The organism is Sorangium sp. So ce119 (assembly GCF_051524405.1).
In the GTDB taxonomy this organism is placed as follows: Bacteria; Myxococcota_A; Polyangia; order Polyangiales; family Polyangiaceae; genus Sorangium; species Sorangium cellulosum_G.
The window spans coordinates 9,212,538-9,238,687 of record NZ_CP150310.1 but is presented as its reverse complement, the minus strand read 5'-3'; the positions used below and the strand labels follow the sequence as shown (position 1 = coordinate 9,238,687).

General features: G+C 71.8%; 18 protein-coding genes. 8 read left to right on the top strand and 10 right to left on the bottom strand.

Going from position 1 to position 26,150, the window contains the following annotated elements:
* Positions 1-62: 62 nt before the first annotated feature.
* On the bottom strand, positions 63-2,099 hold the full coding sequence (locus tag WME76_RS34850; RefSeq protein WP_437956512.1) for a peptidoglycan DD-metalloendopeptidase family protein: 2,037 nt from the start codon (positions 2,097-2,099) through the stop codon (positions 63-65).
* A gap of 116 nt (positions 2,100-2,215) precedes the next feature.
* Between WME76_RS34850 and WME76_RS34845 the strand changes: the two genes are divergently transcribed.
* On the top strand, positions 2,216-3,091 hold the full coding sequence (locus WME76_RS34845; RefSeq protein WP_433929809.1) for a tetratricopeptide repeat protein: 876 nt from the start codon (positions 2,216-2,218) through the stop codon (positions 3,089-3,091).
* Between the two features lie 3 nt (positions 3,092-3,094).
* A complete protein-coding gene (locus WME76_RS34840) occupies positions 3,095-4,339 on the top strand; it encodes a DUF2062 domain-containing protein (protein WP_437956511.1) in 1,245 nt (414 codons plus the stop codon).
* Positions 4,340-5,388: 1,049 nt separating this feature from the next.
* Here WME76_RS34840 and WME76_RS34835 read toward each other — a convergent pair.
* Positions 5,389-5,841, bottom strand: coding sequence for a hypothetical protein (locus tag WME76_RS34835; protein WP_061610070.1), 453 nt, complete (start codon positions 5,839-5,841; stop codon positions 5,389-5,391).
* A gap of 2,210 nt (positions 5,842-8,051) precedes the next feature.
* Between WME76_RS34835 and uvrC the strand changes: the two genes are divergently transcribed.
* From uvrC to WME76_RS34820, 3 genes are all read left to right on the top strand, one after another.
* Entirely contained in the window at positions 8,052-10,457 is a 2,406-nt protein-coding gene (gene uvrC, locus WME76_RS34830) for an excinuclease ABC subunit UvrC (RefSeq protein WP_437956510.1), read from the top strand.
* A gap of 235 nt (positions 10,458-10,692) precedes the next feature.
* The gene (locus WME76_RS34825) at positions 10,693-12,018 is read left to right on the top strand and encodes a serine/threonine-protein kinase (RefSeq protein WP_437956509.1); all 1,326 of its coding nucleotides are present in this window, start codon (positions 10,693-10,695) and stop codon (positions 12,016-12,018) included.
* 96 nt (positions 12,019-12,114) lie between these two features.
* Positions 12,115-13,905, top strand: a complete 1,791-nt coding sequence (locus tag WME76_RS34820) for a VanW family protein (protein WP_437956508.1) — start codon at positions 12,115-12,117, stop codon at positions 13,903-13,905.
* Positions 13,906-13,998: 93 nt separating this feature from the next.
* Here WME76_RS34820 and WME76_RS34815 read toward each other — a convergent pair whose 3' ends face one another.
* Positions 13,999-14,520: a putative signal transducing protein gene (locus tag WME76_RS34815; RefSeq protein ID WP_437956507.1), complete on the bottom strand. Its 522-nt coding sequence runs from the start codon at positions 14,518-14,520 to the stop codon at positions 13,999-14,001.
* A 124-nt stretch (positions 14,521-14,644) separates the two neighbouring features.
* Between WME76_RS34815 and coaBC the strand changes: the two genes are divergently transcribed.
* Together coaBC and WME76_RS34805 are read left to right on the top strand one after the other, a co-directional pair.
* On the top strand, positions 14,645-15,976 hold the full coding sequence (gene coaBC / locus WME76_RS34810; protein WP_437956506.1) for a bifunctional phosphopantothenoylcysteine decarboxylase/phosphopantothenate--cysteine ligase CoaBC: 1,332 nt from the start codon (positions 14,645-14,647) through the stop codon (positions 15,974-15,976).
* Positions 15,973-16,755, top strand: a complete 783-nt coding sequence (locus WME76_RS34805) for a CPBP family intramembrane glutamic endopeptidase (protein ID WP_437956505.1) — start codon at positions 15,973-15,975, stop codon at positions 16,753-16,755. Before coaBC ends, WME76_RS34805 begins: the two co-directional genes overlap by 4 nt.
* A gap of 58 nt (positions 16,756-16,813) precedes the next feature.
* Here the strand turns inward: WME76_RS34805 and WME76_RS34800 are convergent, their stop codons facing one another.
* The 4 genes from WME76_RS34800 to WME76_RS34785 form a co-directional block, all read right to left on the bottom strand.
* The gene (locus WME76_RS34800) at positions 16,814-17,563 is read right to left on the bottom strand and encodes a YebC/PmpR family DNA-binding transcriptional regulator (RefSeq protein ID WP_437956504.1); all 750 of its coding nucleotides are present in this window, start codon (positions 17,561-17,563) and stop codon (positions 16,814-16,816) included.
* A 310-nt stretch (positions 17,564-17,873) separates the two neighbouring features.
* Positions 17,874-19,088 (bottom strand): ammonium transporter, encoded by a 1,215-nt coding sequence (locus WME76_RS34795; RefSeq protein ID WP_433929795.1) that lies wholly within the window; start codon positions 19,086-19,088, stop codon positions 17,874-17,876.
* Between the two features lie 137 nt (positions 19,089-19,225).
* Positions 19,226-19,675, bottom strand: coding sequence for a universal stress protein (locus tag WME76_RS34790; RefSeq protein ID WP_437956503.1), 450 nt, complete (start codon positions 19,673-19,675; stop codon positions 19,226-19,228).
* Positions 19,650-21,845, bottom strand: a complete 2,196-nt coding sequence (locus WME76_RS34785) for a DUF2079 domain-containing protein (RefSeq protein WP_437956502.1) — start codon at positions 21,843-21,845, stop codon at positions 19,650-19,652. The genes WME76_RS34790 and WME76_RS34785 overlap by 26 nt, the downstream gene beginning before the upstream one ends.
* 109 nt (positions 21,846-21,954) lie before the next feature.
* Between WME76_RS34785 and WME76_RS34780 the strand changes: the two genes are divergently transcribed.
* A complete protein-coding gene (locus tag WME76_RS34780) occupies positions 21,955-22,599 on the top strand; it encodes a hypothetical protein (RefSeq protein ID WP_437956501.1) in 645 nt (214 codons plus the stop codon).
* 50 nt (positions 22,600-22,649) lie between these two features.
* Here WME76_RS34780 and WME76_RS34775 read toward each other — a convergent pair whose 3' ends face one another.
* From WME76_RS34775 to WME76_RS34765, 3 genes are all read right to left on the bottom strand, one after another.
* Positions 22,650-23,648: a lysylphosphatidylglycerol synthase transmembrane domain-containing protein gene (locus tag WME76_RS34775; RefSeq protein WP_433929789.1), complete on the bottom strand. Its 999-nt coding sequence runs from the start codon at positions 23,646-23,648 to the stop codon at positions 22,650-22,652.
* A 105-nt stretch (positions 23,649-23,753) separates the two neighbouring features.
* The gene (locus WME76_RS34770) at positions 23,754-24,818 is read right to left on the bottom strand and encodes a glycosyltransferase family 2 protein (RefSeq protein ID WP_433929787.1); all 1,065 of its coding nucleotides are present in this window, start codon (positions 24,816-24,818) and stop codon (positions 23,754-23,756) included.
* Between the two features lie 203 nt (positions 24,819-25,021).
* Positions 25,022-25,969, bottom strand: coding sequence for an NAD-dependent epimerase/dehydratase family protein (locus WME76_RS34765; protein ID WP_437956500.1), 948 nt, complete (start codon positions 25,967-25,969; stop codon positions 25,022-25,024).
* Positions 25,970-26,150 lie beyond the last annotated feature (181 nt).

Genomic DNA, 26,150 nt, shown 5'->3' with positions numbered 1-26,150 from the left:
CTGGTGCCTCGGCGTCCTCGCGCTCCAGACTCCTTCGAGCGGACCTCTCGGCCCGCTCGGTGTCACATCGTTTCCGGTGGGTTCTTGAGATCGGGGCCTTCGATGAGCTCGCCCTCATCGTCCCCGGCGCCCTGGGGCGGCTGCGCTTCGGGCTCGGTCGGTCCGCTCGGGCCTACCGCGGGCGCGGCAGATACCGTGGCGTCGCTGCCGGCCGCCGCGGGCGGCGGCGCGCTCGGCTCCGCGGCCTCGGGCTTCACCGGCTCGGGCGGCGGCTCGGGCAGCGGGATCGCGTCGAGCCGCTTGTCGAGCGCCTCCTTCGTCGCGGCGAACGCCGCGCGATCGATGCCGGGCATCACGCGCTCCCCGTCGAACTGGAGCGTCTCGGCGTCGAAGTACTTGCCGTCCTTCTTGGCGGTGAAGTGGAGGTGCGGGCCCGTCGAGCGGCCTGTCGAACCCACGTAGCCGACGAGCTGGTGGGTGCCCACCTTCATCCCGGTCTTGATGCCGGGGGCATACCTCGACAGGTGGGCATAGCCCGTGGTGATGCCGTTCGGGTGCGAGACCGTGACGAGATTGCCGCTCGGACCCGCAGGGCCGACCCACTCGACCACCCCGCGGTACGCCGCGTACACCGGCGTCCCGGTCGGCGCGCCGAGGTCCGTCCCGTTGTGGGGCATCCTCTTCTTCAGCACCGGGTGCATCCGCTGCGGGTTGAACTTCGACGTCACGGGCGCGCCCGGGACCGGCGAGCGCCAGCCGCCCGCGTAGGGTTGCCGACCGCGCTCATCGAAGTAGCCGCGGGCCTCCTGCCCCTTGAAATCGTAGATGCGCACCGGCTTCTCGGCCGGATCCGCGGGCCGGTACTCGAGCGCGATGATCTTCTTGTACCGGGAGAACATCCCGAGCGCCGTCTCCTCCATGGCGATCAGCCGGACGGTGCTCCCTTCCTCGAAGCTCTCCGTCGACATGCGCCCGCTGAGCGCATCGTCGATCACGTCGAGCACGCCGGGCTCCAGGCCGCCGGCCTGGTACGCGCTGGTCAGGTCCTTGCCGACGTAGAAGGCCGCGACGACCTCCTCCTCGGCGATCTTCATGTCGAGCGTGGTGCCCGCGAGCAGCCCGGCCCCGTCCTCCCTCGCCTGGTAGATCTCGCTCGCCGAGACCTCGTACTCGAAGGCGCGGACGCGGCGCGTGGACCGGTCCATCGCGACCGTGTACCGGTCCTTGCGGCCGCACTTGTCGAACTTCCGCAGCCCGTCGAAGGCCTTCATGATCCGGTAGACCTGCGCCTTCGGGACGCCCTTGTCGGCGAGGGCCGTGATGAACGAGCGGCGGTCCATCACGTCGCTCGCCAGGATCACGGATGGATCCTTCGCGAGCTCGGAGACGCGCCAAGGTCCAGGCACGGGGGTGCGCTTCTTGGCCTTCACCTCGGGCGACGAGGGAAGCTTCCCGGCCTCCTCGGCGGCCGAGCTCGCCGGGCTGGTCGCGACCAGCGTGCGCTCGTCGCGCACCGGGACGCCCTGGATCAGCAGCGCGATCAGCGAGGTGAGCGTCGCGAGGCCGAAGATGCCGCCGAAGACCGCGGTCATGCGCGGCGAGAGGTGCGGCCCCGCCGGGGGCCGGCCGAGTCCAGGGGGCAGGCGCGGACCGTCGACCGAGCCGGGGCCCGCGTAGGGACCGTCGACGAGCGACGGCGTCCGCGGGGGCTGCGCGCGCGGATCGCCGCCGCGCAGCCAGGGCGCCGACGCGCGCCCGCGAGAAGAAGGAGGAGGGAGCTGCGCCCGGGTCAGCGCCGCGCGCCCGCGCGGATCGCCGCTCCGCGCCCAGGGGGCGGCCGGCGACCTCTCGCCGCGGCGAGGGCTCGGCACCGGCGCGGCGAGCGGCGGCGTGGCGGGACGGCTGGACGCGTCGGGCGCGTCGTCCATCACGTCGTCGACGGCGTTGCTGCGCTCGATGTCCGCGCGCGGCGCGTCCTGCGAGGCGGCGGCGCCGGGCTCCGCCGCGCTCCTGTCGGCTCCGTCACGCTCCTCGGAGCGCTCCGCGGCGTCCGGTGCCCCGGATGCCTCGAGCGGGTTCTGGGGTACTGCACTCGGCACGCCGACGTGCGTACCAAGGCATCGCCGGGGTTGCAACCGCGTGAACCCGGAACCCCGCAAGAGTTGCGCGGAAGACGGACCGCGTCGTACGCCGGTCGCGTAAGCTGACGGTCCTCATGGACGACCGGCTGAAGCAGCTTCTGGTTCTCGGCAGGGAGCACTACGAACGGCGCGAGTACGATCTCGCCGAGCATGCTCTGCGGCAGATCCTCGAGAAGACCGACCGATTCGCCGACGTCTTTAACATGCTCGGTGTCATCCTCCACGAGCGAGGGGACTTCCTCGCGGCCGAGGCCCACTTCGAGCGCGCGGTGCAGTTGAACGAGCACTACACGGAAGCGCTGCTGAACCTCGCCGTCACCTACAACGACCTCGGCAAATACGAGGCCGCGCGACAGGTCTATTCCCGCATCCGCCGAGGGGAAGGCGAGGGCGGCGTCCTCGATCCGTTCGCGCGCGGCAAGATCGCCAACATGCACGCCGACCTCGCCCAGGCCTATGCCGACGTGGGGTGCGTGCAGGAGGCGATCGCCGAGCTCAAGCGGGCCGTGGCGCTGTGCCCGACGTTCACGGATCTCCAGCTGCGCCTCGGGACGATGTACCGCGACGCTGGCAATCTGGCGCTCGCCCGCGAGCACTACGTGGCGGCGCGCGACGCGAACCCGAAGTACGCGCCTGCCCGCGTGCTCCTCGGCGTCGCGCTGCACTCCCTCGGCGCGTCCGATCAGGCGATCGCCGAGTGGCGCGAGGCGCTCGCGATCGATCCCGACAACATGACGGCGAAGATGTACCTTCGCATGGTGGAGGCGCGGCGGAACGCGCGCGCCAAGGACGCCGCGCCGCGCGAGTCGACGCCGCCGTCCACGGAGAGGGGCGCGACATGGCAAGCGCTCGACGAGGCGACGCCCACGGAGGTGACCGACCTCCTGTCCACGACGACAGCCGACGCAGCCGATGATACGGAGCACGCTTCACGGGAAGGCAGATCCTGAACGTTGGCGAAATACTCTCCGCTCCGGGAGGAGGCGCGCCGCGCGTGGCGTGAGCTCCGTGGCAGCGAGCTGTCCGCCGGGCGGACGGCCGTGGCCGTGGCGATCGGGCTGTTCATCGGCTCGCAGCCGATCTTCGGTTGCCACACGCCGCTCGTGCTCCTCCTCTGCCTGTGGTTCCGTCTGGATGCAGCGATTGCCTGGGTCGCTGCGAACATCTCCAACCCCTTGTTCGCGCCAGCGCTGCTCACGGCCGAGGTCCAGGTCGGGGCGTACCTCCGCACGGGGAGCTGGCTGCGCCTCCACGAGAAGATGAGCTGGGCGCAAGCACTGTCCGATTTTCCCGAGTACATGTTCCTCGGCGCGCCCGTGGTCGGGATCGCGCTCGCCGCGCTCGGCGGCGGCCTGATCTTCGCCGTGATCGCGCTGAAGCGGCGCCGCGCCCCCTCGCTGCAGGGCAGCAAGATCGAGCCCTATCGGCTCCCCGAGAGCGCGCCGCCGTGGGTCCACGCGGTCGAGCGGGTCGCCGCGAGGTACAGCCCGCCTGACGCCGCCACGCCGGCGCAGCGCACCCGGTTTCACTATGTTCGCTTCAAGCTCCTCGGCGATCCGGTCGCGCGGCTGATTGCTGACATCGCCGGCGACCGCCCCCGCGCGCTGGGCGAGGTCCTCGACATGGGGACCGGGGCTGGCCAGCTCCCGATTCTCCTGCTCGAGCTGGACAGGGCCGCGCGCGTGCGCGGGTTCGACTGGGACCGAGCCAAGATAGAGGACGCCGTCCGCGCGAGCGGCGCAGCGCCGCCGCGGTCATCCGGCTCGCCCGGCTCGTCCGACCACGCGCGCGCTGCCCACGCGGCGCCCGCGTTGCCGGCGGAGTTCTGGTGTGCCGACGCGCGCGACGCGGAGCTGGGAGAGGCAGACACGGTGCTGCTCATCGACCTGCTCCACTACTTCCGCGTGGAGGAGCAGGACGCGATCCTGCGGCGGGCGGCGATCGCGGTTCGCCCGGGAGGGCGCCTGCTCGTCCGCGAGGCGGACACCGAGCGCGGCTTGAGGAGCTCGATCACCCTCCTCGAGGAGCGCATCTTCACCGCGCTCCGTTTCAACCGGGGCGAGCGCGTGCGCTTCCGCCCTGCCCGGGAGATCGTGGCGCTCCTCGAGCAGCTCGGCTTCTCCTGCGAAACCAGGCCGGCCTGGGGGAAAACGCCGTTCTCGAATGTCCTCATCGTCGGGACCCGCGCCCAGCGCTGAACCCAAGTCGCGCTTCCTCGGGCTCTGATCGGACCGCTCCAGCGCGAAGCCCTCGGCGGCCGTCTTCCGGACCGCAAACCCAGCGTGCGGGCTCTACCGAGGGTGTTGCCCTGTGGTTGAGCACCACGGATGGTCAGAACCTGTCCAGCGTAGCAACGATCCGGTCTCGCGGGGCCTCATGAGTCGACAAGCCGCGCTATCGGCGGAGCGAGTCGATGATGGCATGCACCGTGCTTGGCCCACGAGGGCTCGGGCGACGGACCCGGCTGTCTGCGCTCCCCACTTCATGAAGAGGCTGAGTGCCCTCGAGGATCTCGTTGGAGACTCCCCTGGGGCACCTCGGAGATGTCCGGCTCGCCGACATGGCCGACCAGCAATATCCGCCTGGGGCGGCCTGTTCCGATGTCCGCGGAGGTGCGTTGGACTCCAGGCCGGACTGAGCGCGCAGCGTCGAGCGCCCAACCGCTCTGAGGACACGCCGGGTGGACACGGCGCGAGCCAGGCGCTCACGGCAGCCACGCTCGCTCAGCGTCGAACGTGCTCTGCCAAGTTGGCGTTCCCGCCCCCGCCACGGCACGGCGAGACTAGATGTGGTGGTTCCTGGATGTCAGCCCACGAGATGTTGGGGGCTATGGGGTACATGACGCCGCTCGTCCTGCCGAGCCGACGACGACAGGAGCACGGGCGAGCGGCTCGGTGAGGCGCGTCCTGGGCGCCGGAGCAGACCTGTGTGCCCAGAGACCCTCAGGAGCAGCCGGCGCCCTGTCGTCGGGATCGAGTCGCTCAGCAGCGAACGGGAAGAGGCCAACGGGCCGCGCGAGCTGATGTCTCCACCGCGTCACGCGGAGGAGACATTGCTGGAGAAGTCTGCCTGAGGGGTATCCTGAGGCGTGTACGGCAGCGGAGCTTGCTCCGCTCCGATGTGCGACGTATCCGCGCCTGCCTGGAAGGCGCCTGGCGCGCCTCGCTCTCCCCTGCTGGGCGGGGGGGGCTGGACGTCGACCTCGGTTGGCGCGGCCGTACCCGCCGGGGGGGAGGCGGCGCCGGCTCTAGCGGGAAAAGTACTTGGTAGCCCGCTTCTCACCCTTCGACGTGATCTTCTTCTCGACGAGCAGCTTCCGGATCGGGAGGGTCAGCTCCTTGGTGGTGGTGCCCAGATCCTTGGCGATCTGCTCCACGCCCTGGCCGCTGTTGGCCCGGATGTGCTCCAGGACCTTCTGCGTCATGGCGGCGAGCTCTTCCTTCGAGCGCTTCTCGCCCTTCTTGCGGGTCGGCTTCGCGGCGCGCGCAGGGCGACCCGCGGCCTTCTTGACCTCCACAGGCTGCTGAGGAGCCGCCTTGGCCCGACCTGCTTTGCGCGGCGCGGCGGCGGCGGCGGCCGGCTGGCCCTCCCCCCGCAGCGCGTCGGCGACAGCCTCGAGAGCCGCTTTGCGGACAAGTCCGCTCAGCTGGGAGACAAATGCATCAACGTGGCTTTTGATTTCTTGTTCGACGTTGCTCATTGGATCTCGCGTCCCATGAATAGCTAGAGTTGTCAACTGCTGATCAGCGTCATGCTTGAAAATAATTCGAGAGGTGTCCTCTCACCATGCGTCGGGAACCCGCGCTCGCGAGCTCTCGTCGGGTCATGGTCTGCTGGGGCGACCGGTCGAGCCGGACTCGAGCCGCCACTGCCTGTGGCTCCGCTCCGCGAAGCCAGGCCCGCGGCCATGCCCGGCCCAGCCAGGCGCGGTGGTTAAGCTCGGCGCCGTCAGGCCAGGTGGCTTCGCGCCGCGAAGCCAGGCTCTGCCCAACCCAGGAGGGGGTGCGATGGACAGCGCCGTGCTCCGCTCTGCGCGGCTCTGCGGCCCCTTGATGCCGCGCGCCGCGGCCAGCCCCGTAACCGAGGGAAGCCAGCGACATTCCCACGAAGATTTGCTTTCCTGTGCTCCGGACACAAGCGCCGCAGCGCGCCCAGGCCGAGCCGCGCGCCTGACCCGGGGGCGCGTGGAGGAGCCTGGCTCCCCCGGCGAGTCGGCCCCGATGAGGAAAGGTGTCATGGCCGAGGTCGTCGTTCCGGTCCGCCCCCCGTGGGCTGGGCCGGCGGCGCGAGCCTTTCACTTCTGCATTCCGCCATGCCCCGGCGGTGTATCCGTATGCCCGAGCTTTCGTCTCCTCGCCGAGGTGCTCCCCGGGATCGACCGCAACGTGTCGGCCGCCGCTCCGCCCTCCGGCGCTGTTCGGATCATGAGGGCTGCCGCACCCACCTGCCAGGACATCCGCTTGGCCGATTGGCGCGACGGACCGAGGCGTCCGCGCCCAGTCCTTCCGCGCCCAGTCCTTCCGCGCCGAGACACATTGCACCCCGCAGGCCACATCGCCTTGGGCCTGGCTGCATCTTTTTGCGGCTGTGCTGGAGCTGCCCAGCCTCCGGGGGTGTCTCCCAAACCCTTCGTCGCGCCCGAGCTCCGGCCGCCGCTCTGCCAGGCCGGAAGCAGGCCGGGAGGTCGCGAGGCCGCCGTTCCTGCTCAGCCGCCGATCCTGATTCGGGCGGTGACACTCCTGCTGGGCACGGGGGTGACGCTCGTCCGCGGCTCGCGCCCACGGGCGAAGCTCGCCGCGGCCGCCGGAGGCGACATCGATCCCCCGAGCGGGGCGGTGGTGGTGGACGCTGCTGGACAGTTCGTCACTCCTCGGCTGTTCGACGCGCACTCCCACCTCGGGGTCTACCCGACACCAGGCGCGGTGGCCCACCTGGACGGGAGCGAACGGCAGCGAACGGGAACCAGATACGGGGCCGGTGCGCCGCAGGCTCAGTTCGCCGATGCCTTCTGGCCACAGGACCCGGGTATCGAACGGGCAGTCGCTGGTGGTGTTACGACCATACAAGTCCTTTCGGGTTCAGGCAACCTGATTAGAGGGTGCGAGGTAACGATGGAGGTCCGGCCGGTTCCCAGCCAGATGCTCGTCACCGTGGCGCCCGGCGGGCTGAAAGTGGCTAGCGGGGAGAACCCGAACCGCAGCTACGGCGAGGACAAGCGGGGCACCGGCGGCCGGCATGGGCAACGTCGCTCTCCAGCGGGCGACCTTTCTCATGGCCAAGAAGCTCCAGACGGACTGGGCGCGATGCCGCGACGAGGAGTCGGCGCCGGATTGCGACCGAGGCGAAGAAGCGGTCGCTCACGAGACCACGACGCCCGGCCGCGCGACACCGCACCCCTGGTCTCGCTCCTCTCGGAGAAAACCGCGCTGCGCCTCGCGGGCGCGCGTGCGCCAGTGGAGCTCGATGATCTCGGCGGCGCACCCTCGCGCTGCCCACCGCTGCTTCGCGCGCTCGCGCGCTCGCACGTTGACGCGTTGGCGCGCCCGCGCCGTTCTCGCCACACCTCGATGTCGTGACGAGCGCTGGTCACGAGCGCAGCGCGGCTCACGAGCGCAGCGCGCCGCGCCTCCGCGCGCCGCGTGGAGGGACGAGTCCAACCTGCGTCCGGTGATCGCCTCGGACGCCGCGACGGCGGGCGAGCTCGCCAGGGGCGAGTCCCGCTCGTCGCGTCTCCGCGTCGAGCGACATGCCCGAGATCTCGACCTGGGCGTTCCGCCTCTGCCCTGGCGGCGAGCGGCGCCGCCACATCCGTGAAGGAGCGCCGGCGCCGGCCGCGTCTGCCCTCTGCGTCGACGGGCCGTGATCGGGGCGCTTGCTGCCGGCGCGCGCGACTTCTAGATCGTTCCGGCCGTGGTCAACCCGAGCGCCAAGCAGGATCCCGAAGCCCTCGTCGCAGCCAAGCTCGCGTCGCTCCCGACGAAGCCGGGCTGCTACCTGTTCATCGACAAGACCGGCGCCGTCGTCTACGTCGGCAAGGCGAAGAGCCTGCGCTCCCGCGTCCGCAGCTACTTTCAGGAGAGCGGGAGCGACGCCCGCTACTTCATCCCGATACTCCGGAAAATCGTGGCCGATCTGGAGACGGTGGTGACCGCCACCGAGAAGGAAGCGGCCGTACTCGAGAACGAGCTCGTCAAGCAGCACAAGCCCCGCTTCAACGTCAAGCTGCGCGACGACAAGGACTTCCTCTGCCTCAAGCTCGACCCCCAGAAGGAGTGGCCGATGCTCGAGACGGTCCGCCGTCCCGCCCCGGACAAGGCCAGGTATTTCGGTCCGTACCACTCGGCGACGAGCGCGCGGCGGACGCTCCACCTGGTCAACAAGCACTTCCAGCTCCGCACCTGCTCCGATGCCGAGATGGCGTCGCGCCGCCGCCCCTGCCTGCAGTACCAGATCAAGCGTTGCCTCGCGCCCTGCGTGATGGATGTGGACCGGGAGCTCTATACGGAGATGGTCCGCTCGGTCGCGCTCTTCCTCGAAGGCCGCCACGACGAGCTCACGGGCGAGCTCACCGCGCGAATGCGGGACGCGTCGCGGGAGCTCGAGTTCGAGCGCGCCGCCATCTACCGCGATCAGCTCCGGGCAGTCGAGGCGGTGCGGGAGGCCCAGCGCGTCGTCTATGTGAAGGACGTCGATCAAGACGTCGTGGGCATCTACCGCGAGGGGACGCTGGTGGAGGTCGAGGTGATCCTGGTGCGCCAGGGGCGCGTGACAGACACGCTGTCCTTCTCGCTCCGCAACATGGAGCTGCCGGACGACGAGGTGCTCGGCGGTTTCCTGAACGAGTACTATGGCGTCGCGTCCACCACGATCCCCGATGAGGTCCTCGTGCCGGTGTTGCCCGACGGCGCAGAGGGCGTCGCGGAGTGGCTCAGCGATCGGCGCGGCCGCAAGGTGGCGCTCTTCGCGCCTCAGCGCGGGCCCCGCGTCGATCTGCTCAAGATGGCGAGCGAGAACGCAGCTCACGCGTTCCGGGAAAAGCAGAGGAGCTCCGACGATCTCGAGGCCCGTCTCGAGGAGCTCAGGGAACGCCTCCGCCTCCCGACGCTCCCGCGTCGCATCGAGTGCTGCGACATCTCTCATCTCGGCGGGGGCGACACCGTGGGATCGATCGTGGCGCTCCTCGACGGCCAGCCTGACAAGAAGCGCTACCGCAGCTTCAACGTGAAGAGCGTGGCCGACGGCGACGACTACGCCGCCATGTACGAGGTGCTCGCGCGCCGGTTCCGCCGCGGCAAGTCCGCTCGGCCGGCGAGCCCGCAGCCCGCCGCAGACAGCGAGGCGGCCGCGCTCGGCACCTCCGAGGCGGCGGCGGGTGACGAGGGAGAGCGCGAGCAGGCAGAGCGCGACGCGACAGAGAGTGACGCGGCAGAGCGCGACACGACAGCGCGCGAGGTGCCCGAGCTCGACGAGGCCGAGAGCGATCTCGCAGAGAGCGACGAGGCCGAGAGCGATCTCGCAGAGAGCGACGAGGCCGAGAGCGATCTCGCAGAGAGCGACGAGGCCGAGAGCGATCTCGCAGAGAGCGACGAGGCCGAGAGCGACGTGGCTGACGAGGAAATTGGCCTGGTGGCAGCGAGCGACGCGCCGGCGGAGTCGGAGACTGCCGAGGTGCCCGCGACCGCGGCGCGGCAGGCCGCGGCCTCCGCAGAGGAGGCGCCGAAGAGCGCGCAGTCCGGCGGAGCCGAGTGGGATCTGCCGGATCTGCTCGTGGTCGATGGCGGCCGCGGGCAGCTCCAGGTCGCGCTGTCGGCGGCGCGCGATCTCGGCCTCCACGGCCTCCCGATCGTGGGCCTCGCGAAGGAGCGGGAGACGCAGGCCGGCGAGAAGCTCGTCGACCGCGTCTATCTGCCCGGCCAGAAGAACGGTATCCCGCTCCGCTCCACGAGCTCCGCCCTCTTCTTCCTCGCGCGCGCCCGAGATGAAGCGCACCGCTTCGCAAACCACGCACGCAAGCGGCTCGGCAAGGCGCGGCGCCTCCGCTCCGAGATCGAGGACATCCCGGGCCTCGGCAGCGCCGTGAGGACGGCGCTCCTCCGGGAGCTCGGCTCGCTGGAGGCAGTGCGTCGCGCGACGGACGCGCAGATCCTGGCGGTGACAGGCGTCACCAAGCGCCACCTGTCCGCGCTGCGCAAGGTCATCCCGTCTCCCGAGGTCCCGCAGCCCGATGCGCCGGCCGAGGGAGGCGGCGCGCCCTCCGGCCCCCGGGGCTCGCGCGGTGAGCGCGAGCGGTCCCGCCGATCCGGGGCGGACCGGTGAATTATAACGCTCTTGCTGAATAACGTTCCCGGTTGAGCGCCAGGTCGTTCTCTGCGACGCTCCGGAGAGCGGGCGCCCGGCCGCGAGCCTGGCGCCCGCTGTCGATCGTCGATCAAGAGCATCACCCGGCACACCGAGCGCTTCTTGCGGACCCGATCTCATGGAGGCCGCGCTCGGCGGGCCCGATTCCCGGGGGGGTTGCCGCCTTCGCCGGGGTTAGCGGCACGTGAGCACCATGGGAGAAGTACGCGCTGGCCATACGCTCGGTCGCTATGAGCTCCTCGTCCCGATTGCGCTCGGGGGCATGGCCTCGGTGTGGGCCGCTCGGACGAGCGGCCAGCTGCCGAGGATCGTCGCCGTCAAGCTGCTGCGCGCCGAGCTGAGCGACGACCCGGACTTCGAGGCGATGTTCCTGGATGAGGCCACCCTGGTCTCGCAGATCCACCACCCGAACGTCGCCGAGACCATCGATGTGGGCGAGGAGGACGGCGTCCTTTATCAGGTGATGGAGCTCATCGACGGTGAGCCGCTCAACCTGGTTCTGCGGGAGAGCAAGGCGCGCGGCGGCGTGCCGCTCCCCGTCGCGCTGCGCATCGTGGGCGAGGCGGCCCTCGGCCTGCACGCGGCGCACGAGCTGCGCGGCCGCGACGGCAAGCTCGTCGGCCTCGTCCACCGCGACGTCTCGCCGCAAAACATCCTGGTCGGCTACGACGGGACGGTGAAGATCCTCGACTTCGGCGTCGCCAAGGCCGCCTCGAACCTGCAGCGCACCCAGGTCGGGCAGGTGAAGGGCAAGTTCGCGTACATGTCGCCGGAGCAGGCGGGCAGCGAGCCGATCGATCGGCGCACCGACGTGTTCACGCTCGGGATCGTCTTCTACCAGCTCGTCACGGGCAAGCACCCCTTCCTCGCCGAGAACGAGCCCGCGACGGTGCGCCGCATCTGCGACAAGGCCGCGGCCGAGCCGGCGCGGACCCTCGTCCCCTCGCTCCCTGAGAACATCGACCGCATCATCATGAGGGCGCTCGCGAAGCCGAGGGACGAGCGCTTCGCCACGATGGCCGACCTGCGCCGCGCCATCGAGCAGGTGTCGCCGGCGACGCCGCTCGCCACGAGCGATGAGCTCGCCACGCTGATGCAGCAGATGCTCGGCCCGCGCGGCGAGCGGCGGCGCGTCGCGATCCAGGAGGCCATGCAGATCGCGCGCGAGCGCTCGATCGACCACGACGAGCCGCCTCCCCAGCCGAGCTCGCCGCAGGCGGCCCCCCGTCCCGGGCGCGCGATCGTCGAGCGCGACGCGAGCGCGCCGCAGGTCTCGTCGCCGCCCGTGGGCCGGGCGCGGCGCTGGGTCGTCCCCGTCGCCGCGGTCTGCCTCGCGGTCCTCGCGGCGCTCGCGGGCGCGTACCTGCTCGGGTCGTCGATGCGCCGGGGCGCGTCGCACCCGCGGGGCTCGGAGCTCGCGCCGAGGGCGGGCTCGATCAAGGAGCCGCTCCTCAGGGCCGCGCGCGCCGCGTCGGCCGCTGCGAAGGCGCCGCGCCGCCCCCGCAGCGCCGGCCCGTAGCCGCCTCGCGCGCTCGCAGCCGCTCGCCCGCGCCGCCCTCCGCGGCGGCGTTTGCTTGACGGTTCGGGGAAGGCTTTTCAAGATGGCCGCCCTCGCATGGATCTTCGCCGCTCGCCGGAGCTCTGGCGGTTCGCCGCGCTGGTGGCGGTCTTCGTCACGAGCGGCCTCGTCATCACGTACCTCGTGCTGCCGCCGCCGCCGGACGACGGCCCCAAGCCGCCGCCGGTGCTCCGCGTGGCGCAGGTGCCGGTGCCGACGGGCGGCGACGTCGTGGCGAACGCGCTCGACCTCGTGCGCCGCTACGCCACCGGGGAGATCCGGATCGTGCTCCCCGACGGCTCTGCGCGCGCGCTCCGCCGCAACGACCTCGGCGTCGAGATCAACCGGGTCCGCCTCGCCGAGTTCATCCGCGAGGCGCTCCGCCCCGAGAGCGCGCTCCGCCGCGCGCACGAGCGGAAGGACGAGGACGCCCCGCTCGACATCCCGATCCCGCTCCTGCTCGACTCCGAGCGGGCGATCAGCATGCTGCTCGATCTGAAGGTCGAGCTCGACGCGCCGGCGGTCGACGCCTATGTCGATCTCGAGGCGCGGCAGCTCAAGCCCGAGAAGATCGGATATCGGCTGGACGTCTACGGCACGCTCGCGCGCATCGACGCTGCCCTGCGGGCCGGCGAGGACACGGCGCTGGCGAGCGTCGAGACGATCGCGCCGAAGCTCGTCGCCGAGCAGCTCGGCAACGTCAAGTTCGATCAGGTGCTCGGCTATTTCGAGACGCGCTACGCGACCGGGGCGAAGTCCAAGGAGAGGACGTACAACCTCAGGCTCGCCGCCTCGAAGCTCGACGGCGTCGTCGTCATGCCGGGGGAGATCTTCGACTTCAACGAGACGGTCGGCCCGCGCGACGAGGCGCACGGGTACCGCGTCGCGCCCGTCATCGCGCAAGGCGAGCTCGTCGACGGGCTCGGCGGCGGGACGTGCCAGATCTCGGGCACGCTCCACGGCGCCGCGTTCTTCGCGGGGCTCGAGATCGTCGAGCGCTACCCGCACTCCCGCCCGAGCTACTACATCAAGCTCGGCCTCGACGCGACCGTCGTCTATCCGACGATCAACTACCGCTTCAGGAACCCGTTCGACTTCCCGATCGTGCTCCACGAGACGGTGTCGGGCGGCGTCGTGCGCGCCGAGATCCTCGGGCCCTCACGCAAGCTCACGGTCACGTACTTTCGCCGCGTCGACGCGGTCATCCCGTTCGAGGAGCTCGAGCGACCGACGCCGAAGCTGCCTGACGGCACACGGGTGCTGGCTCAGCGCGGCATCCCCGGCTTCAGGACGACGAGCTCGCGGGTCGTGCGCGACGGCGCCTATGCGGTGCGGGAGAAGTGGAGCGACAGCTACCCGCCGACCACGCAGATCATCCATGTCGGGAGCGGCCCGCGCGATCCGGAGTTCAAGGCGGCCGACGACAATCACCCCGAGTACGTGGCGGACGAGTACCTCGTCGTCACGCAGGGCCCGGACGTCCGCACGCCCGGCGCGACCGGCCCCGAGCCGGGCGGCGGCACGGTCGAGAGCCGCGAGCCGGGTCTCACCGGTGAGCGCGGCTGGACCGACCGCGCGGGGTTCGGCACCTTCCGCGCCAAGGACGAGAAGAAGGACGAGCGCGGCGACTCGGAGAGGGACAGGGAAAGCGGCCGCTCGCGCGGCGAGGACGCCCCGCCCGCCGAGGGCGCCGACATCGTGCAGCGCGCGAGCGAGCCTGCGCCCGACGGCAAGGCGCGGCGAGAGTCTCGTGGCCAGAGAGGCCCCGCGGCCGACGAGACGAAGGACGACGGCAAGAGCAAGAAGCGGCGCCGGAACAAGGGCGAGGACAAGGCCGAGGACGGCTGATGAGCGGGCGAAGATCGCCCGTCGCCGGTCCCTTCAGCGCGCCTCTGGCCGCCGTCTCCGCGCGTCAGCGCCGGAGGCGCCGCGCGAGCGGCGCTAGCTCTTCGCCCGCAGCGCCGCCCCGCGCGGCGCCCGGTAGGGGTTCCCGGCCCTCGGCGCGGCCGGCGCCGGCGCCCAGTACGCGTCGCACTTGCGGCAGTGCCATCGCTTCTTCAGCACGAGGAGCGGCAACCCGAGCAGCGCGATGATGACGAGGACCTGGCCGGGCGCCCACTCGCGGTAAGCGTAGCGCGCCTCGCACGCCGGGCACTTCGGCCCGTCGAGCTCGGCCTCGTCGTCGTCGAGCTCGCCATCGTCGTCGACGGCCGGCGGTCTCAGGATCTCGGCCGCCCGCTCCAGGTCCGCGCGCGGCACCTGGAGCCGGATCCCGAGGGATCTGCCGATGTAATGAGGGGTCAGCGTCGCCACGTGCTCATCGGCGATGAAGGCGCGGACGCCGTGCGCGGTCAGCGCCGAGCGCCCCATCTGCGCCTCGACGGACTCGCTGTAGGTCGCCACGGTGACGAGCTGCTCGGAGCCCGCCTGGGAGCGGCCGCGCAGCCGATCGGAGGAGCGCACCTCCCGAGGCTAGCATCCGGCCGCGGCGCAGCGTGTACGGCTGCCCGTTTTCGTGCCAGGGTGGGCGCCGGATCCCCGACCCACGTTGGCTCCCGGATCCCCGACCCACGCTGGCTCTTGCGCCATGTCCGGCCGAACGCCGTCCTCTCCCGCGCCCTCTCCGGGCCGTGCGTCTCCCCCGAGCGCCCCCGCGCCGCCGGCCGCCGGCCGCGCCTCCGCCGGCGCGCGGCCGACCGTCGCGCTCGCCGTCTCCGGCAGCATCGCCGCCTACAAGGCCGCCGAGGTCGCCCGTCTCCTGATCCAGGGCGGCGCGCGCGTGCTGCCGATCATGACCCGCGCCGCGCAGCAGTTCCTGGGGCCGATGACGCTGAGCGGGCTCTGCGGCGAGCCGGTGCGCGACACGATGTGGGACCCGGGCTTCGCGGGCGAGCTGCACGTCGCGCTCGCCGCCGAGGCGGATCTCGTGCTCCTCGTGCCCGCGACCGCCGACCTGCTCGCCCGCCTCGCCGCGGGGCGCGCCGACGACCTCGTGACGGCGCTCGCCCTGTGCGCGAAGGGGCCGGTGCTCGCCGCGCCCGCGATGCACCCCCGCATGTGGGCTCACCCCGCGACGGCGCGGAACGTCGCCGCGCTCGCGGCCGACGGCCGCGTCGAGCTCGTGGGCCCCGTCTTCGGCGAGGTCGCCTCCGGCGAGCGCGGCCTCGGTCGCATGGCCGATCCCGCGGCGATCGCGGCCGCGGCCTTCGCGCAGCTCGCCCCGCGCGATCTCGCGGGGCTCCGCGTCGTCGTCACCGCGGGCCCGACGCTCGAGGACCTCGATCCCGTGCGCTTCCTCGGCAACCGGTCGACCGGCAAGATGGGCTTCGCCGTCGCCGAGCGGGCCGCAGCCCGCGGCGCGGACGTCACGCTCATCGCCGGCCCCGTGTCGCTCTCCACGCCGGCGGGCGCGCGGCGCGTCGACGTGCGCGGCGCGCTCTCGATGCGCGCCGCGCTCTGGGAGGCGCTCGGCGAGGATCTGCGCGGCGCGGACGCGCTGGTCATGACGGCCGCCGTGTCCGACTACCGGCCCGCCGAGCAGCACGCGACCAAGCTGAAGCGCACCCCCGATCTCGCCACGCTGCCGCTCGTGCCGAACCCCGATCTGCTCGCCGAGGTCGGCGCCGCGCGCGCCGGCCTCGCCGGCGCGGCGCCGCCCGACGGATCGCGGCCGCCGGTGCTCGTCGGGTTCGCCGTCGAGACCGCCGCGGACGAGGGGGTGATCGCCTATGCCCGGCACAAGCTCGCGAGCAAGCGCGTCGACATGATCGTCGCCAACCACGCGGCGGACTCGTTCGGCCGGGACGACAACCGCGCGACGCTCGTGACCCGCGACGCCGCCGACGCCCTCGGCGTCTTGCCCAAGCCCGTGCTCGCGGACCGCATCCTCGACCGGGTCTGCCGGATGTGCGCGCGATGATCCCCGTCGACGCCGCCGCCCCTCCGTCGGCGCCCCCGCCGCCTGCCCCGGCCTCTTCGCAGGATCCGCGGTCGACCGATCCGCGCGAGCCGCCGCGCGCCTCGCGCCGCGAGGCCGCGCTCGTCGCCGCCACGGTCACCGCCGTCGTCGCGGTCGCCGTCTCGATCGCGTTCGCCCCGGAGCGCGCGGGCGCGGCCGGCATGCTCGCGGCGGTCGGCGCGCCCTACGCTGTCCTCGGCGCGGCCACGGTGATGTGGCTCCGCCGCCGCGGCGAGCTCCGCGCCGCGCTCCGCCCGCTGTCGGGCGACCTCGCGCGCGGCGCGCTCGTCGCGGCGGCGCTCTACGGCGTCTCCATGGCGGTGCAGATGGCGATCGCCCCGCGGGGCTCGCCGCGCGAGGCGTGGCTCCTCCGCCTGTACCTCCAGCTCGGCGACCCGTCGGCCGACGCGCGCGTGTTCGTCGGCGCGCTGGTGTTCGTCGTGGCCGCGCTCGAGGAGCTCGTGTGGCGCGGCCTCGTGATGCGCGCGCTCGAGGGGCCGCTCGGCCAGGGGGCCGCCTGGCTGCTGTCGAGCGTGCTCTTCGCCGTCGCGCACCTCCCCACGCTCTTCCTGCTCGCCGATCCGGTCGCCGGGCCGAACCCGCTGCTCGTCGCGGCGGGCTTCGGCTGCTCGATCGTGTGGGGTCGCGTGGTGCACCGGACCGGGCGGCTGCCCCCGGCGCTCTTCGCCCACGCGTTCTTCTCGTGGGCGATCGTGAGCTTCCCGATCTGGCGCCCCTGACGGTGGCGCCGGGCGGCCGCCGGCGGCGACGCGCGGGGGCCTGCCCCGGCGCCGCGCGTCAGCCCTCGAGCTTCGCGAGCTCCTCGTCGGGGACGTCGAAGTCGGCGTAGACGTTCTGCACGTCGTCGTGGTCGTCGAGCGAGTCGACGAGGTTGAGGCAGACCTCGGCGTCGCGGCCCGCGACCTCTTTCTTGTTCTTGGGGACGTAGCCTGCGGTGTTCGACTTCACCGCGATCTTCGCGTCCTCGAGGGCCTTCACGACCGTGTCCATCACGTCGACGCTGGAGAGCACCTGCCAGTCCTCTCCCTGGTCGCTGTAGTCATCGGCGCCCGCGCCGACGGCGATGTCCATGAGCTGATCCTCGGTCGCCCCGTCCTTCGCGATGAGGATGATCCCCTTGCGCTCGAAGGCCCACTGCGCGGAGCCGCCGGCGCCGAGCTGCCCGTTGTTCTTCTCGAAGATCTTCCGGATCTCGGCGACGGTGCGGTTCCGGTTGTCGGTCATCGCCTCGCAGAGGAAGAGCGTGCCGCCGGGGCCCGTGCCTTCGTAGAGGATCTCCTCGTAGTTCGCGCCCTCGATCTCGCCGGTGCCGCGCTGGATGGCGCGCTTGATCGTGTCGGCGGGCATCGCCTGGCCCTTGGCGTCGTTGACCGCCTTGCGGAGGCGCGGGTTGCCGTTCGGGTCCCCGCCGCCCATGCGCGACGCGACGGTGATCTCCTTGATGAGCTTCGTGAAGAGCTTGCCGCGCTTCGCGTCGAGCGCGCCCTTCTTCCGCTTGATGGTGGCCCACTTTGAATGGCCGCTCATGCCTGTCTGCTCCGTGATGACGGGGCGCTCGCGCGCGGCGCGCGCCCAGGGGAAAGGTTCGGCGCAAGCTGGAGCACCGATCGGTTCGAAGAGAGAAACCGCCAGGACGCCGAGAGCGCCAAGAGATGTTCGACGTCTCTTGGCGCTCTTGACGCCCTGGCGGTTCGAACCGTCTGTCGCTCTAGCGGTGCGCCCGGGTGGAGGCAACTACGACGGCGCCCCGGACCGCGCGTACCCCTCCTTACCAGGAGGGCGAACGCGGCCGGAGCCCTGATAATCGACCTGGGGACCGGGGTTGCCCGCCGTGTCGCTACAGCGCGTAGCCGGTCTCGCCGTGCTCGGTGGCGTCGAGGCCCTCGCGCTCGTCGCTCTCGGCCACGCGGAGGCCGATCAGCTTGTCGACCAGCTTGAGGAGCAGGAAGGTCGCGATCGCGGCGTACAGCCCGACGGCGATGATGCCGGCGAGCTGCGGGACCATCTGGCCGGGGTTGCCGGCGATCACGCCGTCGCGGCCGGCCTCGTTCAGGGCCTTCTCGGCGAAGACGCCGGTGAGGACCGCGCCGAGGAGCCCGCCCACGCCGTGCACGCCGAACGCGTCGAGCGAGTCGTCGTAGCGGAGGCGCTCCTTCGAGACGACCGCGAAGTAGCAGACAACGCCCGCGAGCAGGCCGATCACGACGGCGGCCCACGGCGCCACGAACCCGGCCGCCGGCGTGATGCCGACGAGCCCGGCCACGATGCCGGAGGCGACGCCGAGCGCGGTCGGCTTGCCCCGCTGCGCCCACTCCACGAAGAGCCACGCCGCGCCGCCCGCCGCCGCCGCGAGGTGCGTGTCGAGCATCGCCAGCGCGGCGAGCCCGCCCGAGGTGAGCGCGCTGCCGGCGTTGAAGCCGAACCAGCCGAACCAGAGGATGCCCGTGCCCGTCAGGGTCATCGTCAGGTTGTGCGGCACGTGCCGCTCGTGCGGGTACCCCGATCGCCGGCCCAGCACGACCGCGCACACCAGCGCCGAGATGCCCGCCGCGAGGTGCACCACGGTGCCGCCCGCGAAGTCGAGCGCCCCCATCTCGAAGAGCCAGCCCTTCTCGGCCCACACCCAGTGGGCGACCGGATCATAGACGAGCGTCGACCAGAGCAGGATGAAGACCAGGTACGCCGGGAACCGCATGCGCTCCGCGAACGCCCCCGCGATGAGCGCGGGCGTGATCACCGCGAACATCATCTGGAACGCCGCGAACGCGAGGTGCGGCACGGTGCCCCGCTCCACCCCCGCGAGCCCGCGCATCCCGACATAATCGAGCCCGCCGATGAGCCCGCCCTGCGACGTGCCGAACGCGAGCGAGTACCCGATCGCCACCCACTGCACCGAGATCACCGCGAGCGCGGCGAACGAGTGCATGAGCGTCGCGAGCACGTTCTTGCGGCGCACCATGCCGCCGTAGAACAGGGCAAGGCCCGGCGTCATGAAAAGGACGAGGGCTGTTGATGCGAGGAGCCAGGCCGTATCCCCAGTGTCGATCTTCATGGCACGGGGGTAACGTGCCCGAAGTTTCAACGAGGTTTCGTACCTGCGGCTGGACGCATTTGGCAGCGGATCAGGAAATTTCCAGGGTCATCTCAGGAAATTCCTGGTGATGCGGACAACGTGCCGGCGGCGCCGCGTCAGCTCTCGGGCTTCGGGCCGCGGACCGTCAGGACGGGGACGGTCGCCGCGCGCACCACCCGCTGCGCGACGCTGCCGATCAGGGCCCGTGCGAAGGCGCCGCGCGCGTGCGTCCCGATCACGATCATGTCGGCGCCGATCTCGCCCGCGAGGCGGCAGATCTCCTCGTCGGGGACGCCGGCGCGGAGCACGCCCGAGATCTCGACGTCGGGCGTGGCGCGGCGGCGCTCGAGCACCTGATCGAGGCTCCGCTGCGCCGCCTCGGCGAGGCGCGCGGCGTCCTCCGCCGAGGGGATCAGCGACGAGCCCTCCGGGAAGCTGTAGACGGGCACGCTGTAGACGTGCGCCACGACGATCTTCGCGGAGAGCTTGCGGGCGAGCTCGATCGCCGTGTCGAGGGCGAGCTCGGAGGTCTCATCGAAGTCATGGGCCAGGAGGAGGGTCTTCATCTTGCTCCGCGGTGCTGGTGGTGTCGGGCGGCGGGCTGCCCGGCTTGTTCTTCAGCTTTCGTAGCTCCGGGCGCGGCTCGCGGGTAGTGGGCTCGCCGGGCTCTTCCGCCGGCGGCGGCCCCGGCGGCTCCTTCGTCGCCGGCTTCACGCGCTTGAACAGCGCCATCTTCTTCAGCCGGCTGACCTCCATGAGCTCGCCGCGCTTCACCGCCGCGTTGTGGCGATCCTGGTCCTTGGCCTTGAGCTCCCCCTCGTCGAGCAGCACGTACTGGACGAGCGCGGCGCGGTCCCCCGGATAGAAATAGGCTTCCTTCCGGTTCGACACGTGCGGCCCCATCTTGCTGGTCGCGCCGACGACCGCGCCGGGCGGGATCGCCTCGACCTGCTGCCGCACCCACGCGTAGGTCGCCTCCTGATCGGGCGTCAGCCGGCGCGCCACGCGGGAGAAGCCGCCCCGGAACGAGGCGTTCTCGACGAGGCCGCCGAACTTCCACGACACGAGCGCGCTCGCCACGAGCATCGCCGCGAGCAGCGCGCGCGACAGGCGCCGCCCGTCGAGCCCGAAGTAGGCGGCCGACGCGGAGTCCTCGGCCCGCCTGAGCGCGATCGGCGTCAGCACGAAGGCGATGGGGAAGAGGATCGACGAGTACTGGAAGTGGATCGAGAAGACCGCGTCGCGCGACGCGAGCAGGCAGAACAGGAGCCCGTACGCGAGCATCCAGCGCCCGGGCTTCGCGAGGAAGGGCAGGAAGCAGAGGGGGACGAAGAGCTGGAGCAGGAAGAGGATCTTCGGCTCCTCCAGCATGACCTTGAGGGCGAAGACGGGGTTCGTGAGGAGCGAGATGAGGAGGCCGCCGAGCCCGCTCCGGTTCGGCATGAGCTCCTCGTAGTAGTAAGCGAACGAGTACGCGTCCTTGCCCGACATGATGATGCCGGCCGACGTCATGAAGAACAGCTTGACGATGACGAAGTAGACGAGGCTCGTCGCGATTGTCACCCATCCGAGGCGCGTCCTGCCCGCGCGCCGGTCGAAGATGGCGTAGAGGCCGATGAAGCACATCAGCAGGGAGACGTCCTCCCGGCAGAGCAGCAGCGCGGCGAGGGTGACCCAGTACATGCGGTCCCTGCCGGTCTCGTAGAAGTAGAGGAGCCAGACGACGAGCGGCGAGATCAGCGCGAGCGAGTGGAACTCGTACATGTTCGCGCCGTGCAGGGCCGGGTAGATGGCCCACACGACGGCGAGCAGCAGCGCCTTGCCGCGGTGCTCGAGCTTGTCGCGCGCGAGCAGGTACACGGGCACGACGCCGGCGCCGAGCCACACGGACTGGAGCACGAGGAGGAACTCCGCCCTCGGGTAGATGAGGTAGAGCGGCGAGAGCAGGACGAGGATCGGGTCGAAGTGGGCGGAGCCGTGATAGCCGGCCCGGAGCCACGAGCAGCCGAGCGGCCGGCCGTGGATCGACTGGTAGAAGATGTTGTCGTAGTACCCGAGGTCGGGCGTCCGCGTGTGCAGCGCGTGGTGGTTGGTGATCGCGAGCCGGGAGAAGAAGAAGGCGTAGCCCGCCCACAGCGCGACCAAGGCGAGCGGCGCGAGCCATCGCCCGGCCTTCGCGAGCGCGCCGGCGCGGTCGTCGTCGAGCCCGCGCGCGTCGCCGAGCCCGGGCGCGTCGCCGAGCCCGGGCGCGTCGCCGCGCGTGCCGCGGCCCCAGGCGTAGAGGCCCACGCCGACGGCCGCCGCGGCGAGGGCGGCGAAGAAGATCGCCGTCTTCGGGCTGTCCTTCTCGATGTTCGGGACCTTGAGCGCGGCGACGAACGGGAGCGCGAGCAGCGGGACCAGGGCCCGGTTGAGGCGGCCCACCGTGTTCACGAACGCCCACGAGGAGGTCAGCGCCCGCCGGGCCAGCATCACCAGGAAGTAGGCGAGCCCGACCCCGATGATCGCGACGACGGCGCCGCCGGCCATCCAGCGGCGCTCCAGCTCGGTCAGCTTGTTCGTGTCGAGCTGGGCCAGGCGGCCCGGGTGGGTGAGGACCCAGGCCGTCACGGCGATGCTCATGCCGTAGAGGATCGGCCACGGCGCCAGGGTCAAGGCGGCGCGCGCGAGCCGCTCGATGGCGCCGTCGAGCTTCGCGAGCGCGCTGTTCAGCCTGGTGCGGTGGTCGTCTAGCATGGATGAGGCGGTGTCTCGGCTACTTGACCCTACCCCCCGCTGTCAAGGAACGGCGCGGGGGGCGCGGGAAGGGCAGGGCGGAGCGCGCGGGGCGCGGTAGAATGGCGGCATGTCGCACTACCGGGATCATCTCGATGCGGCTCGCGCGCGCATCGAAACCCTCGAAGCCAAGCTGAAGGAGCGGGACGCGGCGCTGGCCGCCCGGGACGCGGAGATCGCCGAGATCCGCGCGGAGGTCGAGCGCCTGCGCGGCGGACCGGACGACGAAGGCCCGCTCGACGGGCCGCACGGACGGAGCGGCGGGCAGCGCGCGCTCCTGGTGGCCCTCGCGGTGTGCGGCTTCGCCACCGCGACCGGCTACGCGATGGTGCGCCCCTCGCACTGCCCCAGCCGCAGCGCCTCGTACCCGGCCTTCGTCGAGGTGTCGTCGGTCTCCCACGACGGGATCGAGCCCGGGTCGAGCCGGCTCCTCTCGGAGCACCTCCGCCTGTCCACGGACGCGGCCGCGGCGCTCGAGCGCGGAGGCCGCCGCGCGCAGCGCTGCTGGCAGCCGGACGGCCCGACCGGCGAGGCGACCGTGACCGTGACCTTCCTGCGGAGCGGCGACGCCGCGGTGCAGCTGGACGGCGCGCCCTACGAGGGGACCGAGGTCGGCGCGTGCGTGGTCGACGCCTTCCGCGCGGCCGCCGCGCGGGTTCGTCCCTTCGAGCCCATGACGATGAAGACGCAGTTCTCGATGAGCGCCGGCCGGTGATCTCGACGGGCGCCGCCCGGTGATGCGCGCCCCCGGCGGGCGGGAGCGCGTCAGGGCTGCGCGGTCCCGGCCGGCGAGGCCTCGGGGGCGGTCGGCGGGGGGGCGACCTGCCAGCTCACGAAGCCGAGCGCGACGACGACGAGGTAGATGACGGCGAAGACGAGCAGGCCGAAGCTCACGCCGTGCTCGGCGCTGAAGCCGAGCGACGGGAACACGAGGGCGAAGAAGAACTCGCGCACGCCGACGCCGGCGATCGAGATCGGCAGGAGGCCGAGCAGGTTCGCGATGGCGAGCAGGCAGGTGACGTCGAACAGCGAGAGCGGGACGCCGAGCGCCCGCGCGATCAGGTAGCCCTGCACGAAGTTGACGACGAACGTCGCCACGGTGACCGGGAGCGTGAAGAGGAGCCCGCGCCCGACATGGGCGCGCAGGGCCACGAGGAAGCGGCTCGCCGCGCCGGGCTCGCCGGAGTCCGCGGCCTGCGCCGGCTCCTTCACGAGCCTGCGCGACACCGCGAGCAGCAGCCGCTCGGCGAGCCCCGGGATGAGCAGCACGAGCGGCGCGAGGACCGTGAGCGCGATGCCGCCCCACGTCAGCCACGCCAGCTGGCCGGCGATGACCGCGCTGTAGCGGGCGACGCCGACGGCGACGAACGCCGCGAGCACGTACAGGTCGCACAGCCTGTCCATCACGACGGTGGCCAGCCCCTCCGCGTAGGGCACGCCGAGGTCGTGGCGCAGGTAGCGGATCCGGAGCAAGTCGCCGACCCGCCCCGGGGTCAGCATGCCGACGTAGAGCGACGTGAGGTACGCGCTCCACGCGCGGCGCAGCGGGTAACGGATGTCCCGGGCGCGGAGCAGCGCGTCCCAGCGGACCACCTTGAGGTGGATGTTGAGCACGTTGAGCGCCGCCGCGAGCGCGAGCGGGCCGGCCGAGGCCGCGGCGACGGCGCCGAGCACCGCGTCCCGGTCGTCCATGCGCAGGACGACGAGCACGAGCAGGAGCGGCCCGACCAGGCGGATGAGCGCGCGCAGGGCGTTGCGACGCATGACGGCGGGGCCCGCGGCGCGCTCAGCGCGCCGCGGGGCAGGGGACCCGGCGGGAGGCGACGCCGAGCGCGGGGAGCGCGGACCGAGCGGCGCGGGGCGCGGAGATCACTCGATCTCCTCGCGGACGGGCAGCTCCTCCGCCTGGTGCCGCCGCTGCTGCATCTGGAAGGTGAGGAACTCGCCGATGAAGCCCATCGAGAAGAACTGGATGCCGAGGAGGATCATCAGCACGCCGAGGAGGAGCAGCGGGCGATCGCCGATCTTGTGCCCGAGGAACCAGAGCAGCGTCAGGTACGCGTTGATGGTCACCCCGATCGCCGCGAACACGAGGCCGATGAGGCCGAAGAGGTGCATCGGCTTCTTCGAGTAGCGGGTCAGGAACATGACGCTGAGGAGGTCGAAGAAGCCGCGCAGGATGCGCTCCAGGCCGTAGCGGGAGCTGCCGTACTTGCGGGCGTGGTGGCGCACCGGGATCTCCGCGACGCGGAACCCCTGCCACGCGGCGAGCGCCGGGATGAACCGGAAGAGGTCGCCGTAGATGGGGATGGTGCGCAGCACCTCGCTCCGGTACGCCTTGAAGCCGCAGTTCATGTCGTGGAGCTTCACGCCCGTGACCGCGCGGACCGTCCCGTTGAAGATGCGGGACAGGACGAGGCGGTTCTTGGGGTCGAGCCGGTTGACCTTCCAGCCGACGACGACGTCGAGCCCCTCCTCGACCTTGGCGATGAAGCTCGGCAGATCGGCCGGATCGTCCTGGAGATCGGCGTCCATGGTGACGACCACGGCGCCCCGCGCCTTGCGGAAGCCGGCCGTCAGCGCCGTCGCCTTGCCGAAGTTCTTCCGCAGCTGGATGCCCTTCACGACCGGGTTCTCCGCGCGGATCCTGGAGATGACGTTCCAGGTGTCGTCGGTGCTCCCGTCGTCGACGAAGATGAGCTCGTAGGTGAAGCGCCCTTTCAGGGCCTGATCCACGCGCTGCGCGAGCTCGGCAAGGCTGTCTGCCTCGTTCAGCCCCGGGACGACCACGGAGACGTGCGGCGCCGGCTGGGGGGCCGGCGCGATGGAGGGCGCCATCAGGCTCGGGCGAGGCTCGAAGGCGGAGAGCCCGAACGTCACCCGGTCCTCCGGAGCCTCGTTGGGGGCAGGTGTGGGGGGCTGGTCCACAATCACGGCGGCGGAGGATAGCAGATCGTTCCGGGATCGCGCGGTTCCGTGCCGTCGTTCGACGATCGAGCGGCGCGGCGCGAGGTGACGGCGGCTATGTGGGAGCGGAATCGCGCGATCCTCCAGGGATCGTCGCCGCTGCGGCAGACGGCTGTCGGCGCGCGCCGCGCTTCCCGCGTCGTCGCGCCGCCTGAGGGCGCGGCGCTCCGCTACCGGGAGAGCCCGAGCATCCTCGTCTGCCAGGTCACCTGGGCCGCGAGCCCCTCGCGCAGCGGCATCCGGGGCGCGTACCGCAGCGCCGCGCGCGCCGCCGCGGTGTCGGCCAGGGTGTGCCGGACGTCGCCGGCTTGCGGCTCTCCCCGCTCGACGCGCACGGGCCCCGCGAGCTCCCCGAGGAGCCTGAGCGCGTCGTTGAGGCTCACCCGCGAGCCGCCGCCGATGTTGAACACGCCGACCGCGGTGCCCTCCATGGCGTCGACGTTGGCCTGCACCGCGTCGCTCACGTAGGTGAAATCGCGCGTCTGCTCGCCGTCGCCGTGCACGCGGACCGGCTCGCCCTTCAGCACCGCCGAGATGAACCGGTGAAACGCCATGTCGGGGCGCTGCCTCGGGCCATACACCGTGAAGTACCGGAGCGAGATCGTCGGCAGGCCGAAGTTGCGCCGGTACAGCTCGCAGAGCTGCTCGGCGGCGAGCTTGGTCACCCCATACGGCGAGTACGGTGCAGTCCGGCTGGATTCGTGCATGGGCACATCCTCGGCGTCGCCGTAGACGGAGGAGGACGAGGCGTAGACGAGCTTGCGCACCTGGCCGTACGTCCTTGCCGCCTCCAGCAGCCGCTGCGTCGCGAGCACGTTGTCGTGCAGGTAGCCCTCGAAGCTCTGCCCCCAGCTCGGGCGCACGCCGGCCTGCGCCGCCTGGTGGAAGATCACCTCGCGACCCGCGAGCAGCGGGCGCAGGTCGGCGGTCGCGAGATCGAGCGTCGCCAGCGAAAAGCGGGGCTCGCCGCGCAGCCGGCCCAGGTTCCCCTCCTTGATCTCGCGGGCGTAGTACTCGGTGAAGCGGTCCACCCCGAGCACCTCATGCCCGAGCTCGATCAGCCGCTCCGCGAGGTGCGAGCCGATGAACCCGGCCACCCCAGTCACCAGACAACGCATCCGCCTCCCGTCCTGGTCCCGCCGCGCCGCGGCCCGGCGCCTCGTCCTGCCGCCCTGCGGCCTCCCGTCCCGGTCCCGCCGCGTCGCGGCGCGGCGATGCTAGCACCTCGAGCCGTCCATGGGTCGGGCAGCGGCCGGCGGCGCGAGGCGGGCGCTCGCCCTCGCGCCCGAGCGGAGGCGG

Bases quoted from the DNA above. Each gene is read 5' to 3' on its own strand.
- WME76_RS34790 (WP_437956503.1), bottom strand. From the start codon at position 19,675: ATGAAGACCCTCCTCCTGGCCCATGACTTCGATGAGACCTCCGAGCTC.
- WME76_RS34805 (WP_437956505.1), top strand. From the start codon at position 15,973: ATGATCCCCGTCGACGCCGCCGCCCCTCCGTCGGCGCCCCCGCCGCCT.
- WME76_RS34780 (WP_437956501.1), top strand. From the start codon at position 21,955: ATGTCGCACTACCGGGATCATCTCGATGCGGCTCGCGCGCGCATCGAA.
- WME76_RS34835 (WP_061610070.1), bottom strand. From the start codon at position 5,841: ATGAGCAACGTCGAACAAGAAATCAAAAGCCACGTTGATGCATTTGTC.
- coaBC (WP_437956506.1), top strand. From the start codon at position 14,645: ATGTCCGGCCGAACGCCGTCCTCTCCCGCGCCCTCTCCGGGCCGTGCG.
- WME76_RS34820 (WP_437956508.1), top strand. From the start codon at position 12,115: ATGGATCTTCGCCGCTCGCCGGAGCTCTGGCGGTTCGCCGCGCTGGTG.
- WME76_RS34800 (WP_437956504.1), bottom strand. From the start codon at position 17,563: ATGAGCGGCCATTCAAAGTGGGCCACCATCAAGCGGAAGAAGGGCGCG.
- WME76_RS34795 (WP_433929795.1), bottom strand. From the start codon at position 19,088: ATGAAGATCGACACTGGGGATACGGCCTGGCTCCTCGCATCAACAGCC.
- WME76_RS34845 (WP_433929809.1), top strand. From the start codon at position 2,216: ATGGACGACCGGCTGAAGCAGCTTCTGGTTCTCGGCAGGGAGCACTAC.
- WME76_RS34785 (WP_437956502.1), bottom strand. From the start codon at position 21,845: ATGCTAGACGACCACCGCACCAGGCTGAACAGCGCGCTCGCGAAGCTC.
- WME76_RS34765 (WP_437956500.1), bottom strand. From the start codon at position 25,969: ATGCGTTGTCTGGTGACTGGGGTGGCCGGGTTCATCGGCTCGCACCTC.
- WME76_RS34775 (WP_433929789.1), bottom strand. From the start codon at position 23,648: ATGCGTCGCAACGCCCTGCGCGCGCTCATCCGCCTGGTCGGGCCGCTC.
- WME76_RS34825 (WP_437956509.1), top strand. From the start codon at position 10,693: ATGGGAGAAGTACGCGCTGGCCATACGCTCGGTCGCTATGAGCTCCTC.